This is a genomic window from Stenotrophomonas sp. TWI1151 (genome assembly GCF_039673135.1).
Taxonomy (GTDB): Bacteria; Pseudomonadota; Gammaproteobacteria; order Xanthomonadales; family Xanthomonadaceae; genus Stenotrophomonas.
The window spans coordinates 272,851-289,174 of sequence record NZ_JBDJLA010000002.1 but is presented as its reverse complement, the minus strand read 5'-3'; the positions used below and the strand labels follow the sequence as shown (position 1 = coordinate 289,174).

The 16,324-nt window shown below is 67.9% G+C and carries 12 protein-coding genes; 4 read left to right on the top strand and 8 right to left on the bottom strand.

Features of this window, described 5'->3' with window-relative positions; all coding sequences use genetic code 11:
- Positions 1-53: 53 nt before the first annotated feature.
- From ABE422_RS05385 to ABE422_RS05375, 3 genes are all read right to left on the bottom strand, one after another.
- A complete protein-coding gene (locus ABE422_RS05385) occupies positions 54-1,499 on the bottom strand; it encodes an ExeM/NucH family extracellular endonuclease (RefSeq protein ID WP_313208900.1) in 1,446 nt (481 codons plus the stop codon).
- A gap of 94 nt (positions 1,500-1,593) precedes the next feature.
- Complete coding sequence (locus ABE422_RS05380) at positions 1,594-2,112, bottom strand: c-type cytochrome (RefSeq protein WP_070474313.1); 519 nt, start codon at positions 2,110-2,112, stop codon at positions 1,594-1,596.
- A 114-nt stretch (positions 2,113-2,226) separates the two neighbouring features.
- On the bottom strand, positions 2,227-2,832 hold the full coding sequence (locus ABE422_RS05375) for a TetR/AcrR family transcriptional regulator (protein ID WP_121044348.1): 606 nt from the start codon (positions 2,830-2,832) through the stop codon (positions 2,227-2,229).
- A 146-nt stretch (positions 2,833-2,978) separates the two neighbouring features.
- On the opposite strand from ABE422_RS05375, the gene ABE422_RS05370 reads away from it, so the two are divergent.
- The 3 genes from ABE422_RS05370 to ABE422_RS05360 are packed head-to-tail and all read left to right on the top strand — an operon-like array spanning position 2,979 to position 7,813.
- The gene (locus tag ABE422_RS05370) at positions 2,979-4,142 is read left to right on the top strand and encodes an isovaleryl-CoA dehydrogenase (protein ID WP_121044350.1); all 1,164 of its coding nucleotides are present in this window, start codon (positions 2,979-2,981) and stop codon (positions 4,140-4,142) included.
- 10 nt (positions 4,143-4,152) lie between these two features.
- Positions 4,153-5,763 (top strand): carboxyl transferase domain-containing protein, encoded by a 1,611-nt coding sequence (locus ABE422_RS05365; protein ID WP_070426393.1) that lies wholly within the window; start codon positions 4,153-4,155, stop codon positions 5,761-5,763.
- A gap of 55 nt (positions 5,764-5,818) precedes the next feature.
- A complete protein-coding gene (locus ABE422_RS05360; RefSeq protein WP_346482612.1) occupies positions 5,819-7,813 on the top strand; it encodes an acetyl/propionyl/methylcrotonyl-CoA carboxylase subunit alpha in 1,995 nt (664 codons plus the stop codon).
- Position 7,814: 1 nt separating this feature from the next.
- Here the strand turns inward: ABE422_RS05360 and ABE422_RS05355 are convergent, their stop codons facing one another.
- Positions 7,815-9,083: a putative peptide maturation dehydrogenase gene (locus ABE422_RS05355; protein WP_313219874.1), complete on the bottom strand. Its 1,269-nt coding sequence runs from the start codon at positions 9,081-9,083 to the stop codon at positions 7,815-7,817.
- A gap of 112 nt (positions 9,084-9,195) precedes the next feature.
- Here ABE422_RS05355 and ABE422_RS05350 point away from each other — a divergent pair, with 112 nt between their 5' ends.
- The gene (locus ABE422_RS05350) at positions 9,196-9,504 is read left to right on the top strand and encodes an NHLP-related RiPP peptide (RefSeq protein WP_346482611.1); all 309 of its coding nucleotides are present in this window, start codon (positions 9,196-9,198) and stop codon (positions 9,502-9,504) included.
- Positions 9,505-9,514: 10 nt separating this feature from the next.
- On the opposite strand, the gene ABE422_RS05345 is transcribed toward ABE422_RS05350, so the two are convergent.
- From ABE422_RS05345 to aceB, 4 genes are all read right to left on the bottom strand, one after another.
- Positions 9,515-12,004: a putative peptide modification system cyclase gene (locus ABE422_RS05345; protein WP_346462715.1), complete on the bottom strand. Its 2,490-nt coding sequence runs from the start codon at positions 12,002-12,004 to the stop codon at positions 9,515-9,517.
- A gap of 13 nt (positions 12,005-12,017) precedes the next feature.
- The gene (locus ABE422_RS05340; RefSeq protein WP_313208905.1) at positions 12,018-13,064 is read right to left on the bottom strand and encodes a GGDEF domain-containing protein; all 1,047 of its coding nucleotides are present in this window, start codon (positions 13,062-13,064) and stop codon (positions 12,018-12,020) included.
- 222 nt (positions 13,065-13,286) lie between these two features.
- Complete coding sequence (aceA, locus tag ABE422_RS05335) at positions 13,287-14,579, bottom strand: isocitrate lyase (RefSeq protein WP_070474290.1); 1,293 nt, start codon at positions 14,577-14,579, stop codon at positions 13,287-13,289.
- Between the two features lie 52 nt (positions 14,580-14,631).
- Positions 14,632-16,278 carry a malate synthase A gene (gene aceB / locus ABE422_RS05330; RefSeq protein WP_346482610.1) on the bottom strand — a complete coding sequence of 549 codons (1,647 nt, stop codon included), beginning with the start codon at positions 16,276-16,278 and terminating at the stop codon, positions 14,632-14,634.
- Positions 16,279-16,324 lie beyond the last annotated feature (46 nt).

Genomic DNA, 16,324 nt, shown 5'->3' with positions numbered 1-16,324 from the left:
CACTACCCGGGCAACGCGACGGTGGCCGGGCGTGCCGGCGCACCCGTGCGGTATCAGCGATCAAACCCCAGCAGCAGCGGATCATGGTCCGAGCTGCGCCACGGGCCCGCTTCGTTGCGGTCGCGGTAGCCGACATCGTCGGCCTCATCGGCATTGATGTGCCACTCCGCGGCCGCGCGCAGGCGTTTGGCCATGCCCGGGCTCAACAGCGCATGGTCCAGCCGGCCGGTCATGCCGTTGTAGACATAGCTGTAAGGCCGTTCGACCTTCGCCACCGCGAACGCATCCCGCCAGCCGGCCGCGTGCAGGGTGCGGATCGGGTCTTCCATCGCGTAGGCGTTGAAGTCACCCAGCAGCACCGCATCGCGGGTGCCCGCAGCGGTGGGATCGGTCGCCAGCCACTGGTCCAGCAGCGTGGCCGAGGCGACCCGGGTGGCATTCCAGCAGGCCTGGCCGTCCTTCTGATCGGCATCGGCGCCGGTCGCTTCGGAGCAGCCCTTGGATTTGAAGTGATTGGCCACGACCACGAACGGCGCGCCCTTGCCCGCACGGAAGGCCTGCGCCAGCGGCACGCGGCTGCGCTCGCCGAAGGGCTCCTTCTCCAGCACGGCGGGGGCGCCGACCGGGGTCACGCGCGAGGCGCGATAGATGATGCCGACCCGGATCGGGTTGTCACCCGGGCCCTGCCGGGCATCGATGAAACGCCAGTCGGCACCTTGGCCCCGGTCCGCATTGAGCGCATCAACCAGCTGGGCGATCGCCGACTGCGGGCCGTAGCCATCGTTCTCCAGTTCCATCAGCGCGGCGACATCGGCGCCGAGCGCGTTGATGGTGGCGACCAGCTTGGTCTTCTGCGCCTGGTGTTCGGCCAGGGTACGGGCGCCACGCAGGGTCGGGAAACCGCCGCCCTGGCCGTCGCCATTGAAGAAGTTCTCCAGGTTGAACGCCGCCACGTGCAGAGCCCCGGCCACCACCGGTACGGCCGGGCGCTCCAGCGCCGGCAGGTTCAGCGGGCGGGTCACCTGCAGGCGGGTGTTGCCCTTGGGATCGATACGGACGATGCCTTCAACGTTGCGCAGGACCATGCCGGTACGCAGGTTCGCGGCCGCCGGCAGGTAGGCCACCGGGCCGGGATCGCGGGCGTCGCTGCCATCGTCCAGCACCAGCCGGCGATGCAGGTTGTCGGCCACCACCTGGGCATGCCCGGCGGTGCCGGGTGCGGCCACTTCGCTCGGCTGCCACAGGCGACCACCGAAGGCCACGGTCAACTCACCAAAGCGCGACAGGCCATCGGTGCCGGCCAGGGTCAGCGGCGCGGCGATGCGGACCTGCTGGCCATCCAGCGTGCGCCAGTCGGTGGGCGGCGCGGTCAGGGTGACCGTGGCCGACGTGGTCGGCGCCGGGCGCGCCTGCGGCGAGGTGGCGGGCTGCGGCTGGGCGGCATGGACCGCGCCGGACAACGCCAGCGCGAGAGCGAACACGAGGGGGGTACGGCGCATCGGAAGCGGGACTCCAGGGAAGTGCGACAAGGCTAACCACATAAAGTGAAACGCCGCCCTTCGGCGGCGTCGGTGGCCTGATCCGGCAAAGCCGTCATTTCAGGTTGGCGAGCATCCAATCGACCGTGGCATGGATCTGCTCCTCGGTCAGCGCCGGATTACCGCCCTTGGGCGGCATGATGCCACCGTCCGGGCCGGTATAGCCCTCCACTGCGTGCTTGTAGAGCGTGTCCTTGCCCTGGGCGATGCGCGCATCCCAATGCCCGTGATCCAGCGTCGGCGCCTTGCCGACGCCATTGGTATGGCAGGCGGTGCAGAGGTTGTCGTAGATCACCTTGCCGTCGGTGGTGCCACCGTAGGCGACCTGCGAGGCGGCTTTGACCAGCGCGGCGGCATGGGCGGCGGCCTGCGCGGCGGCACCGGTGCTGCCGGCGTACACCGCACCGGCCGGCGCGATGCGCTGCTCGGTACGTTTGGCCGCCATCGGCGAGACTTCAGGGGGAATGCTGGTATGCAGGTAGGCCGCAAAGATGATGAGGCCGAGTGTGATGGCCATCAGCAGCGCGATGACCATGGAAAAGCGTTTCAGGAACTCGAGGTCGTAATTCCGCACTCTCTATACCCCTGGCTGGTAGTCGTTGGACCACGGCTTGTCGGCCGAGTATGACCAGCGTCGGCGGCGCTGCGCAAGCGACCGCCGGGTGTCGCAATGCAGCATCGGCGCGGCTCAGGCGCCCGCGGCACGCAGGCAGAAAACACAGATCGACTCGACCAGCGCATCTTCGTCGCCGTGCGCGTCGCGGCTCAGTGCGGTCGGGCCGACCAGCGCCTCGGTGAACGCGCCGACGATGCAGGCCGCTGCGACATGGGTGTCCTGCGGCGGGAAGGTGCCTGCCTCCACGCCATCGGCGACGATGCGCCGGAACACATCGCCGAACAGACGGCGGCAGCGGATGCGCTCGGCTTCCACTTCCGGATCGACCGGCTCGGCGATGAAGGCATAGGCCAGCCCGGGCCCGGCCAGCGCGCGGCGCACGAAGGCGGTGATCGCCCGGCGCAGGCGCTCCGGCGCGGGCAGCGGCTCGGCCGCGATCGCCTCGAAGATGCGCAGCTCGTGCTCGACGGCGGCGGTGAGCACCTCCACGAACAGTTCGGCCTTGGAGGGGAAGTGCCGGTAGATCAGGCCGGTGGAGACCCCGGCTTCGGCCGCCACCGCGGTCACCGGGGCGTTGCGGTAGCCGCCGGCCGCCACCAGCACACGGGTCGCCAGCAGGATGCGTTCACGGGCGCCGGCAAGGCGTTCTTCCATCAGGGCGGAGCGTTTATAGGCCATTTGTTGATTCTATGTTCAATTTTTGAATTTGTGTTCACTTCTTTGTCGAACCCGGCTACGCTGGGGGTACATCGCCCGCGGGACGGCCCTGTCAGCCCGTCCATCCCTCCCGGCGCGTCCCATCCCTTGTTGTTGCGGAGTCGCCCATGCACGTCCCGACCATGAACTTCGATCTCGGCGAAGAGATCGACCTGCTGCGCCAGAGCGTGGCCCATTTTGCCTCCGCTGAAATCGCCCCGCTGGCGGCCCAGGCCGACGAAGAGAATCTGTTCCCCAATGCGCTGTGGCGCAAGCTCGGCGAACAGGGCCTGCTCGGCCTGACCGTGGAAGAGGAATACGGCGGCAGCGGCATGGGCTACCTCGCGCATGTGGTGGCGATGGAAGAGATCTCGCGCGCCTCCGGTGCCATCGCGCTGTCCTACGGTGCGCACTCGAACCTGTGCGTGAACCAGCTGCGCAAGAACGGCAATGAAGATCAGAAAAAGCGCTACCTGCCCGGCCTGTGCAGCGGCGAGCTGGTCGGCGCGCTGGCCATGAGCGAACCGGGCGCCGGCTCGGACGTGGTCTCGATGAAGCTGCGGGCGGACAAGCGCGGCGATCACTACGTGCTCAACGGCAACAAGATGTGGATCACCAACGGCCCGGATGCCGATGTGCTGGTGGTCTATGCCAAGACCGATCCGGATGGCGGCGCCAAGGGCATCACCGCGTTCCTGATCGAAAAGGGCATGAAGGGCTTCTCCACGGCGCAGAAGCTGGACAAGCTCGGCATGCGCGGCTCCAACACCTGCGAGCTGGTCTTCCAGGATTGCGAAGTACCCGAAGCCAACGTGCTTGGCGTGGTCGGCGGTGGCGTCAAGGTGCTGATGTCCGGTCTGGACTATGAGCGCGTGGTGCTGTCCGGTGGCCCGCTCGGCCTGATGGCCGCCGCGATGGATGTGGTGATGCCGTACGTGCACGAGCGCAAGCAGTTCGGCGAGGCGATCGGTACCTTCCAGCTGATCCAGGCCAAGCTGGCCGACATGTACGTGGGCCTCAACGCCTGCCGCGCCTATGTCTACGCGGTGGCACGCGCCTGCGACCAGGGCCGCACCACGCGCCAGGACGCGGCCGGCGCGATCCTGTATTCGGCCGAGAAGGCCACCTGGCTGACCGGCCAGGCGATCCAGATCCTGGGCGGCAACGGCTACATCAACGAGTACCCGACCGGGCGGTTGTGGCGCGATGCCAAGCTGTATGAAATCGGCGCCGGCACCTCGGAGATCCGCCGCATGCTGATCGGCCGCGAACTGTTCCAGCGCACCAAGTAAGGGCCCTGCCATGACCGTATTGAGCACCCAGCTGCAACCGGGCAGCGACACCTTCGAGGCCAACCGCGCCGCGCTGCAGGCGGTGGTCGACGACCTGCGCGCCACCCTGGCGCAGACCGCACTGGGCGGCAGCGAAGCGGCACGCGCCAAGCACACCGCACGCGGCAAGCTGCTGGTGCGTGACCGCATCGATGCCCTGCTCGACCCGGGCAGCGCCTTCCTGGAAATCGCCCCGCTGGCCGCGCACGGCATGTATGGCGACCCGATCCCCAGCGCCGGCGTGGTTGCCGGTATCGGCCGGGTCTCGGGCGTGGAGTGCGTGATCGTGGCCAACGATGCCACGGTCAAGGGTGGCACCTACTACCCGATGACGGTCAAGAAGCACCTGCGCGCGCAGGAAGTGGCCGAGCAGAACCGCCTGCCCTGCATCTACCTGGTGGATTCCGGCGGTGCGTTCCTGCCGCTGCAGGACGAGGTGTTCCCGGACCGCGACCATTTCGGCCGCATCTTCTACAACCAGGCCAACCTGTCCGCGCAGGGCATTCCGCAGATCGCCTGCGTGATGGGCAGCTGCACCGCCGGTGGCGCCTACGTGCCGGCGATGAGCGATGAAACGGTGATCGTGCGCGAGCAGGGCACCATCTTCCTCGGCGGCCCACCGCTGGTGAAAGCGGCCACCGGTGAAGTGGTCACCGCCGAAGAACTGGGCGGTGCCGATGTGCATACGCGCATCTCCGGCGTGGCCGACCACATGGCCGACAACGACCTGCAGGCGCTGGCCCGGGTCCGCGCGATCATCGCCCAGCTCAACTGGCGCAAGCCCGAGCCGGCACTGGCGGTGCAGGCCCCGGTGGAACCGCGGCATCCGGCCCACGAGCTGTACGGCGTGATCCCGGCCGACACCCGCAAGCCGTACGACGTGCGCGAAGTGATCCTGCGCCTGGTCGACGATTCGCGCTTTGATGAGTTCAAGCCGCGCTACGGCAACACCCTGGTCACCGGCTTCGCGCACCTGCATGGCTACCCGGTGGGCATCATCGCCAACAACGGCATCCTGTTCTCCGAGTCCGCGCTGAAGGGCGCGCACTTCATCGAACTGTGTACCCAGCGCGGCATTCCACTGGTGTTCCTGCAGAACATCACCGGCTTCATGGTCGGCCGCAAGTATGAGCACGGCGGCATCGCCAAGGACGGGGCCAAGCTGGTGATGGCCGTGGCCTGCGCCAAGGTGCCCAAGTTCACCGTGGTGATCGGCGGCTCGTTCGGTGCCGGCAACTACGGCATGTGCGGCCGCGCCTACTCGCCCAACTTCCTGTGGATGTGGCCGAACGCGCGCATCGGCGTGATGGGCGGCGAGCAGGCCGCCAGCGTGCTGGCCACGGTCAAGCGCGACGGCATCGAAGCCAAGGGCGGGCAGTGGTCGGCCGAGGAAGAAGACGGCTTCAAGTCGCCGATCCGCGCGCAGTTCGAATCGCAGGGCCACCCGTACTACGCCAGCGCCCGCCTCTGGGATGACGGCGTGATCGATCCGGCCGACACCCGTCGTGTGCTGGGCCTGGCGCTGTCAGCCAGCCTCAACGCCCCGGCGAAGAAGACCGACTTCGGCGTGTTCCGCATGTAATGCACGGGCGGTGCCGCCTGGCACCGCCGTCCCTGGCCCGCGCAACGAGACCACCATGTTCACCAAGATCCTGATCGCCAACCGTGGCGAAATCGCCTGCCGCGTCATCGCTACCTGCCAGCGCCTGGGCATCGCCACCGTGGCGGTGTACTCCGACGCCGACCGCAACGCGCGCCACGTGCGCCTGGCCGACGAGGCCATCGCGATCGGCCCGGCGCCGGCGCGTGAGAGCTACCTGCGCGGCGACGCCATCCTGGCCGCCGCCCGCCGCACCGGCGCGCAGGCGATCCATCCTGGCTACGGCTTCCTCTCGGAGAACGCCGGCTTCGCGCAGGCCTGCGCCGAGGCGGGCATCGTGTTCATCGGCCCCTCTGCGGCGGCGATCCGCGCGATGGGCGACAAGAGCGCGGCCAAGGCGCTGATGCAGCAGGCCGGCGTGCCGCTGACCCCGGGCTACCACGGCGACGAGCAGATCCCCGAGTTCCTGCGCAAGCAGGCCGACAGCATCGGCTACCCGGTGTTGATCAAGGCCAGCGCCGGCGGCGGTGGCAAGGGCATGCGCCGCGTGGATGACAGCGCCACCTTCACCGAGGCGTTGGCCAGCTGCCAGCGTGAAGCGCAGTCCGCCTTCGGCAACGCACACGTGCTGGTCGAAAAGTATGTCGAGCGTCCGCGCCACATCGAGATCCAGGTGTTCGGCGACAGCCACGGCAACGTGGTGTACCTGTTCGAGCGCGACTGCTCGGTGCAGCGCCGCCATCAGAAGGTGCTCGAAGAAGCGCCTGCGCCCGGCATGACGCCCGAGCGCCGCGCCGCGATGGGCAAGGCCGCCGTCGATGCCGCGCGCGCGGTCAACTACGTCGGCGCGGGCACGGTGGAGTTCATCGCCGGCCCCGATGGCGATTTCTACTTCATGGAAATGAACACGCGCCTGCAGGTGGAGCACCCGGTCACCGAGTGCATCACCGGCACCGACCTGGTGGAATGGCAGCTGCGCGTGGCCAGCGGTGAACCGCTGCCGCTGCAGCAGGATCAGCTGCAGATCCGCGGGCATGCACTGGAAGCCCGCCTGTACGCCGAAGATGCCGACCGCGGTTTCCTGCCCTCCACCGGCACCCTGCGCCACCTGCGCCTGCCGGCCAACACCGCGCACGTGCGCGTGGACGCCGGTGTCGAGCAGGGCGATGCGATCACCCCGTTCTACGACCCGATGATCGCCAAGCTGATCGTCTGGGATGTCGACCGCGACGCCGCGCTGCGCCGCATGCAGCAGGCCCTGGCCGAGTGCGAAGTGGTCGGCGTGACCACCAATGCCGCCTTCCTGCGCCGGCTGGTGATGACCGATTCGTTCACCCAGGCCAAGCTGGACACCGCGCTGATCGAGCGCGAGCAGGCCGCCCTGGCCCCCAACGACGGCGACAGTGATCCGGCGCTGTGGGCGCTGGCCGCGATTGCCGGCGTGGCCACCAGCGAAGCCGCCCGCCGTGATGCGCGTGACCCGCACTCGCCGTGGCAGGCCCAGGACGGCTGGCGCCTCGGCGCGGCCGCTGCACGCGCGCTGACGCTGGAGCACCGGGGCGCGCAGCGCAGCGTCACCGTGCAGGGCGCGGGCGCGGGCGCGGGCGAACAGTGGACCGTCCACATGGACGGCAACGCGCTCGCGGGCAGCGGTGGTTTGGACGGTGATGCACTTCGCGTACAGATCGGCGAGCAGCTGCACCGCGCCACCGTCATCCGCGACGGCAACGAGCTGTACCTGTTCGGCAGCGAAGGCGTGCAGCGCTTCACCCTGCATGATCCGGTCAGCGAAGCGGACCAGTCCGTTGCCGATGCTGGCAGCCTGGTCGCGCCGATGCCGGGCCGTATCGTCGCCACACTCGTGTCACCGGGCACGGCGGTCAAACGCGGCGCGCCGCTGCTGGTGCTGGAAGCGATGAAGATGGAGCACACGCTGCAGGCACCCGCCGATGGCACCGTGCAGGGCTACCGGGTGAAAGCCGGAGACCAGGTGGGCGATGGGGCGGTGCTGGTGGATTTCGAGGCGGGGTGAGTCACCCGGTTGGCGGCTCGGCAGTGAGTACCGGCGTCCACACCTGGCCGCCGGGGTCGAACTCAGAGGTCGACATCTGCTGTGCGCGCCAGCCTACGCCACACACGGCGAGCGGGCTGAGCTGCATGGGATCCATGCCGAGCACCTGCTCGATATCCTGTTCGTTGATCGCGGCCGTAACAAAGGCCCCCAGGCCCTGTTCGGTCGCGCAGGTCAGCAGCAGCTGCGAGATGTGGCCAACATCCAGGATCACCGCGCGGTAGGCCTTGGGATGGTGGCGGTACTTCCAGTAGGTGCGCGCGAACCGGGGGGCCAGCACGATCAGCACCGGCGCATCGGCAAACCAGTGTTGGCCTGCGGTGAACAACGCCGCCAGCTCTGCCATGGACCGCGCATCGGAAGGCAGGGCGGACACGCCGTGCGAGGCAGGATCGTAGTGATACAGACCCGCCTGGAGACCCTCGACATGCTGCACCAGCAGATACGCTTCGGTGGGATGCAGGCCCCCGGCGGACGGTACGTTCTTTTTGAGAAACACCGCGTCTTCTTCGACCACCTGCCGTCCAGTTTCAGCCAGGGTGCGCTGCAGCAGTCGTGACAGCTCGGCCAGCGGCAGTGGCTGCGCCGTATCGAAGTTGCGGCAGGTGCTGCGCTCGCGCAGGCTGCGGTCGAACGCCTCCTCGGGCTGGCGTGGCAGGCGACGAGGTTCTCCTGCGTGGGGAGCCAACGCGGGCGGTGGCGGCCCAAGGTGTGCACGCAGCCCCGCCGCGGTGTGCAGTCCCGCCGATTCCAGGGCTTTCACGCTGTCCTGGCCCTGCCAGCGGCCCTGCCAATGGAGCATCGCGGCAGGTCCCCACCACGGCACCTGCCGCAGCTGCGCTTCACGTTCAGCCAACGCGTCGCGATCTGCGCCCTGTGCCTGGACCAGCCCATGCGCCAGCAGGTAGCGCAGATCGCTGTCATCTTCCCCGGCGGGCCGTGGCTCCCATCGCTCCGGGTCGAGACGTCCCAGCAGCAGCACCTGTGACTCATTGAGCTCGACCGGCGCCGGCAGGTGCGGTGCCAGCGCCGTCCAGACACTGCGCAGGGTCATGCCCGTACCACCGGATACCAGCGCGCGCAGATCGAAGGAGGTCTGCTGTCGGGGCTCGAGGTAGAGGGTGCGGCATCGGCGCAGGTGGAGGGTATCGTGCATGGGCAGCCAGAAAGGGAAGCATCGCGTGTTCCAGTGTGTCGGCCGGGATCGCCAAAGATGAAGGCCGATGATCATCGGGCGACTCAAGCGCTTCACGCGCCGGCCGCTATCGATCGCGGCTGTAACGTCACACCCCGGCCTGCGCGTACGCCCCCTCCTTCCCTCCGCTATCTCCGAGACATCCCACATGACCAGCACTTCTCCGCCGCTTTCCTCCAACGATGCCGTACAGCTGCTGGATCTGCTCAGCAGCGACGATACGTTCCGTACCCTGTTCCAGGCCGATCCCGCCGCCGCGCTGGCGACCATCAGCGCCGAGGCGGGCGCGGCATCGTGCGACTGCGAATCAGGCGGTCCGCTGGCCAGCAAGCAAGAATTCCTGGCCGCTCGTACGCGCCTGCTCGCCCACCTGACCGCCACCAGCTCGTTCAGCTTTCCGCACTGTTTCGTCAGCGGTGACATCGACTCACAACTGCAGCGCAAGCCGCAGCCCTGAGGTCTGGCGGTTACTGCAACGACGTCGCGTCCAGACGTCGTTGTGCGGCCCGGCTGTCATGGACATTCAGCGCCTGCAGGAGATAGGAACCGGCGTTCTCCGCGTAGGCCCTGCCGCGTTGTGTCGCCAGCCAGCGTTGCTCGGCGGCGGCAGCCACCTGGTCCCCGGCGGCCACCAGGCTGTCCTGCAGGGCGACGTGGACCTGGAACAACTCGCTGCCGTCGATGAGCGCGCGCAAGCGCTGCACCGATTGCGCAGCCCGGCCATCCACGCGATCCTGGTTGGCCACCAGCACCGCCACCATCTGCGTTCCACGCGGGTCATCCAGTGCCTTGGCAAGTCGCTGCAGATGCGGCAACTGGCGACGTGCCACGTCATAGAGCTCGGCGCGTTGCGCGAGATAGGCCGAGGCAGCGGCCATGTACAGCCACTCTCCCCGCTCGCCTGCCGCAGGATCGGCCGCCTGCGCGATCATGGTGGCGATAAGCTGCTCATATTCGTGTGCGCCGGCCTTTCGCACGGCAATGCTGGCCAGCGAAAGCGACTGCGCCTGGAACATTCCGCAGATCCGCGCATTGTCACCACAGTGGCGCAGCGCACCTGCATTGGCCCGCAGTGCCGCCGCCGGCTCGCCTGCGTCCAACGCGACGGCGGTGCCCTCCAGGTGCATGGCAAGATCATCCTCCCGAGCGGCGGCAAGCATGCGCTGGGCGCCCACCAGGTCGCCATGAGCGGCGAGCGCGGCGACCATGTGGCGGTTCACTGACCATTGACCGATCCGTGCGGATTGACGATAGCTGCGCAGTGCCGCATCGGCGTGATTCTGCGCCAGCTCGGCGCGACCGAGCGCCTGCAACGCCATGGCCTGCAACGGGTTCTGTGCGACAGCGGCCTTGCGTGCAGCCTGCTCGGACTCGCTATACCGCCCCACGCTCAGCATGGACCAGGCGTAGTTGGCATGGGCGCCGTGGTAATCGGGATAGAGATCGCCCAAGAGCTTCCACTTTTCGGCCGTGGCGAGTGTTCCGGCGCCGTTGAGATCGGCATCCCAGGCGTCCATGTACAGCCGATCCCGCCCTGACAAGCGACCGGCAGCGCGTTTTGCCGCGGCCAGCGATTGCCGGGCCCCTTCGGGATTGCCCCGGCCCCACTGGATGCGCAGCTGTGCCAGGTAGGCGAACGCGAAGTCCGGATCGAAACGCACCGCCTGCCCGAAAAACCGCTGCGCGTCGTCATAGCGTCCATCGCCGTATGCTTTGACGCCCATCGCGTAGGCATGCAGCGCATCCAGGCTGGCCGTCGCCACCTTGGGCAGCGGCATCGAGTCCCGCGAGATGTCATGCATGGCCTCGCCGAGCTCCACGCGCATCTGAGCCACGACGTCATCGGTGGATCCCAGCAGGGATTCCATGCCGCGGCCATCGGCATGGTCGGACCACGCCGTATTGCCGGTGTTGGGATCGATCAGTTCCAGTGAAACACGCAGCCGCCCATGCACTTCGGCCACGGTGGGTACGATCACGGCTCTGGCACCCTCACGCAGCGCGACCTCGATCGCCGCGTCGCGGTCCAGCGCTCCACCTTCGCGACGCATCCGCTCCAGCGTTTCCTGCACCTTCATGTCGCTGAGCACATTGACGTAACGCGACTGCTCCAGAGAAATGCGGAACGCCTGTTGAAGACTGTCGTCCAGCAGTGCATTGCCGGTCAGGTTATGGAGGTTGCCCAGTACCACCCAATCCCGTTCGCCGAAGGCAATGGCCGGCGTCGGGCGTAGAAAGGCCCAGGTGCCGAAGACCATGCCTGCCACCAGCGCCACCTCGGCCAGCAGTGTCATCGGCCGGCGCCACAGCGGCACGGCACGGCGGGCCTTGGGGCTGCCGCGTGGGGCACGCAGCGGCGCAAACTCCGGTTCGCCCACTTCATGGATGTCCTGGCGACCGGGCATGCCCTTGAACCGCCAGCCGCCGTGCGATTTCCACACCAGTCGCTCGCCACGCTCCCCCAGCTCGCCCACCGCGCGATGGGTCAGCGATTCGGCCACGGCCGAGAGCAGGATCTGCCCGGGCCGGGCAAGGGCCATCAGGCGCGCGGCCATCGGCTTGGCCAGGCCCTCGACCTCCAGCGATTTGGCCCCAACCTTGATCGCCTCGGGGCTGTTTTCCCAGGTCAGCACTTCGCCGACGTGCAGGCCCGCGCGTGCGCGCAGCACGATGTTGCGTTGCTTGCCGATCTCCTGCAGGCCGCGCTGGTAATCCAGCGCAAAGCCGAGACCATCGATGGCGCGCTCGAACAACAGCAGCAGGCCATCGGAACGATCGATCAGGCGACCATTCCACTGTTGCTGCAACACCAGCACCAGCCGGTCATGCGCCTGGAACAGCTCCGCCGCCGCCGCATCGCCAATCCGCTCCACCAGGATCAACGAGTCGCACAGATCGGTGAACAGCAGCGCCCGCATCTGCGGGGCCTGGGTCGACGTTCCGTTGTCGCCGTTCATGCCGATCTCCCGATCAGGGTGTGGCGGTCGCTGATCGCGACCAGTGCAATCGGTTGCCGCCCAGCCGTTTGGCCTGGTACAGCGCATTGTCGGCGCGGGCGTACCACTCGCTCCAGTCGGTCTGCGGGTCGATCAGACAGACCCCGATGCTGACCGGGCACACATGCGGCACGCCATGCGCACGGCCGATCAGGCCATGCACCGCGCTGAGAATGAACTCGGCGGCGTGCTGCAGGCTGTCCTGGTCGGCGCTGCGCAGCAGCAGGCAGAATTCGTCGCCGCCCAGCCGGCAGGCCACGTCCGGCTCGGTGGCCACCGAGCGCAGGATGTTGGCCACGCTCTGCAGCACGCGGTCGCCGGCCTGGTGGCCGTGCACATCGTTGACCTGCTTGAACTGGTCGCAGTCGATCAGCAGCAGGCCCTGCGGCGCGCTGTTTTCCTGCGCACGGCAGTCCTGCAGGTAGAGCGCGAGGCCACGCCGGTTGTGCAGGCCGGTCAGCTCGTCGGTGCGCACCAGCTCGCGCGTGTGGGTGAGCTGGTGAGTGGTGACGTAGAGGTTGTCCAGCGCGGTTTCGAGATCGTGGTTGCGGCGGCGCAGCTGGCGGATCAACACCTGCTCGTTGCTCACCACCCGCATGATCGTGCGGCGCAGGAAGTAGGCCAGCAGACCAGGGTCGCGGTCGACCAGACGCTGGAAATCGTCGTGGTCCAGTTCCAGCACGATGCTGTCCTCGACCGCACGCGCGCCGGCCGTGCGCTGGTGGTCGCCGATCAGCAGGCCCAGCTCGCCGAAGAATTCATTGGGACCGAGTGACTTCACGACGAGGTCTTCGCCGAAGTCCAGTTCGATGCAGCCGCTGACGATCACGTACATCGTGTTGCCGGCGTGGCCGCGATGGAACAGATGGGTGCCTGAGGGCAGCTTGCGTTGCCGGCCGAATTCGGAGAACAATGCGGACTCGCCGTTGCTCAGGATGGCGTGCACGATCTCAGCCATCGCCTTGCGGTCGATGTCTGGTTCCTGTTCGCACATGATCGCCGCCGCACCCTTGCCGGTCATTTCCGAACACCCGCTTTTCAGCGTCCCCCTGGTGAGCGATGGAGGATAGCACTCCTCAAAACTGTGCGCCCTATCCCATTTCCGACTTTTACCCCCCAAGATCGTGAAAACACGCGTGTTCTACCGCGTGTGACGATGTGAAGAGGCGGGTCCCGAGACGACGCAGGGCGGCCGATCCCCGACCGGCCGCCCTGTGGGCCTTCCTTGGCCGCCCTTCCTGGATCAGGCCGCCCGTTCGGCGTTGAACTGCTCTTCCTCGGTGGACCCGCTCAGGGCGGTGGTCGAGGACTGGCCCTGCTGGATCGCCTGGGTCACCGCGTCGAAGTAGCCGGTGCCGACCTCGCGCTGGTGCTTGACCGCCGTGAAGCCGCGGTCGGCGGCGGCGAACTCGGCTTCCTGCAGCTCCACGAAGGCGCTCATCTGGCGGCGGGCGTAGCCGTGGGCCAGGTTGAACATCGAGTAGTTCAGGGCGTGGAAGCCGGCCAGGGTGATGAACTGGAACTTGTAGCCATATTTGGCGATCTCCTTCTGGAAGGTCGCGATGGTGGCGTCGTCCAGGTTCTTCTTCCAGTTGAAGCTGGGCGAGCAGTTATAGGCCAGCAGCTTGCCCGGGAACTTGGCGTGGATCGCTTCGGCGAACTTGCGGGCGAACGCCAGGTCCGGCTTGCCGGTCTCGCACCAGATCAGGTCGGCGTAGGGGGCGTAAGCCAGGCCGCGGCTGATGGCCTGGTCCAGGCCGTTGCGGGTCTTGTAGAAGCCTTCCACGGTCCGCTCGCCGGTGGTGAACGGCTGGTCGTTGCCATCCACATCGCTGGTCAGCAGGTCGGCCGCCTCGGCATCGGTACGTGCCACCAGCAGGGTCGGGACGCCCATCACGTCGGCGGCCAGGCGCGCGGCGTTGAGCTTCTCGATGGCCTCGCGGGTGGGCACCAGCACCTTGCCGCCCATGTGCCCGCACTTCTTCACCGAGGCCAGCTGGTCCTCGAAGTGCACGCCGGCCGCGCCGGCCTCGATCATCGCCTTCATCAGTTCGAAGGCGTTGAGCACGCCGCCGAACCCGGCTTCGGCATCAGCCACGATCGGCTGCAGGAAGTCGATGTCATCCTTGCCCTCGGCATGGTGCAGCTGATCGGCGCGCAGCAGGGTGTTGTTGATGCGCTTGACCACCGCCGGCACCGAATCGGCCGGGTACAGCGACTGGTCCGGGTACATCTGGCCGGCCAGGTTGGCATCGGCGGCGACCTGCCAGCCGGACAGGTAGATCGCATTCAGGCCGGCCTTGACCTGCTGCATGGCCTGGTTGCCGGTCAGCGCGCCCAGCGCGTTGACGAAGTCCTTTTCCTGCAGGTACGTCCACAGCTTCTCCGCGCCCAGCCGCGCCAGCGAGTGCTCCACGTGCACGGTGCCACGCAGGCGCACCACGTCGGCGGCGGTGTAGTTGCGGGTGATCCCGGCCCAGCGCGGGTCGGTGTTCCAAGCGTGCTGGATCTGTTCGGCGGTCTGCAGGGTGCTCATGTCGAATCTCCAAAGGGAACGGATGCGGTAACAGCAGGTGGATGGCGGGTGGTCAGTCGAGGCGGTCGTAGGCCGGCAGGGTCAGGAAGTCGGTGAGCTCCTCGCGGCGGCTGAGGTCGGCCAGCAGCGAGATGGACTCGGGGATGCGGGCGCTGCCGGGCAGCGCGGCGCTATCGCCCAGCCGCGCCGGCAGCTGGGCCAGGGTGGCGTCGAGCAGGGCCAGGTCGATGGCGGTGCCGTCGTCCAGGTGCTGGCCGGGGGTATGCAGCCACTGCCACAGCTGGCTGCGGCTGATCTCGGCGGTGGCCGCGTCTTCCATCAGGTGGTGGATCGGCACGCAGCCGTTGCCGTCCAGCCAGGCGGCCAGGTAGCGCACGCAGACCTCGACGTTGCCCTCGAAACCGGCGCGGGTGATGGTGCCGGTGGGCGCGGCGATCAGATCATCGCGGCCCACCTGCACATCGTTGCGCAGCACGCGATGCTGGTTCGGCCCGGGCATGTGCTCGTCGAAGATCGCCTGCGCGACCGGGATCAGCGCGGGGTGGGCGACCCAGGTGCCGTCATGGCCGGCGGTGACTTCGCGCAGCTTGTCCGCCCGCACCCGCGCCATCGCCTGCTCGTTGGCGGCCGCGTCGTGGTTGATCGGAATCTGCGCGGCCATGCCGCCCATCGCATGCGCGCCACGGCGGTGGCAGGTGCGGATCAGCAGCTCGGAGTACGCCTTCAGGAACGGCTGGGTCATCGTCACCTGGCCGCGCTCGGGCAGCACCTTGTCGGCGTGGCGGCGGAAGGTCTTGATGTAGGAAAAAATGTAATCCCAGCGGCCACAGTTCAGGCCGACGATGCGGTCGCGCAGCGCATGCAGGATCTCGTCCATCTCGAACACCGCCGGCAGCGTTTCGATCAGCACCGTGACCTTGATCTGGCCGTGAGGCAGGCCGAGCATGCCCTCGATGTGCGACAGCGCGGTCTCCCACAATGCCGCCTCTTCCATGCTCTGCAGCTTGGGCAGGTAGAAGTACGGGCCACGCTGCCTGCACATCAGCGTGCGGGCATTGTGGAAGGCGAACACCGCCGCATCGAACAGGCCACCGGCGATCGGCTGGCCATCGATGCGCACGTGCTTCTCATCCAGGTGCCAGCCCCGCGGACGCACGATCAGCACGGCCTGCTCGTTGAACGGGCGCAGGGTGTACTGCTTGCCCGGCTTCCCATCGACGGACGGGCCGGTGTGGGTCAGATCGCCACGCACCGCGCCGATCAGCGCCTGCTGGCCGGCCAGCAGGTTGCGCCAGGCCGGGGCGGTGGAATCCTCGAAGTCGGCCATGAACACCTTGGCGCCGGAGTTCAGCGCGTTGATGACCATCTTCGGGTCGGTCGGGCCGGTGATCTCCACCCGGCGGTCCTGCAGTGCCTCCGGCAGCGGGGCGACCTGCCAGTCGCCGCTGCGGATCTCGGCGGTATCAGCACGGAAGTCCGGCAGGCCGCCGCCATCGAAGAACGCTTGGCGGGCCACCCGTGCCTGCAGCCGGCGCTGACGCTCCGGCTCCACCGCACGGTGCAGCGACACCAGCAGCGCCAGTACCCCCGCCGGCAGCAGCGCGGACTGGCCAGCCAGCTGGGTGGTGAGGGCAATGCCGGGGGTGGCCGGTGCATCGGCGGGGGTGGGCTGGGCGGTGGCGTAAGCGACGGCGGACATGGCGGGCTCCTGCGGTGCGGTTGAGCTCCACCGTGCGCCGCCGCGC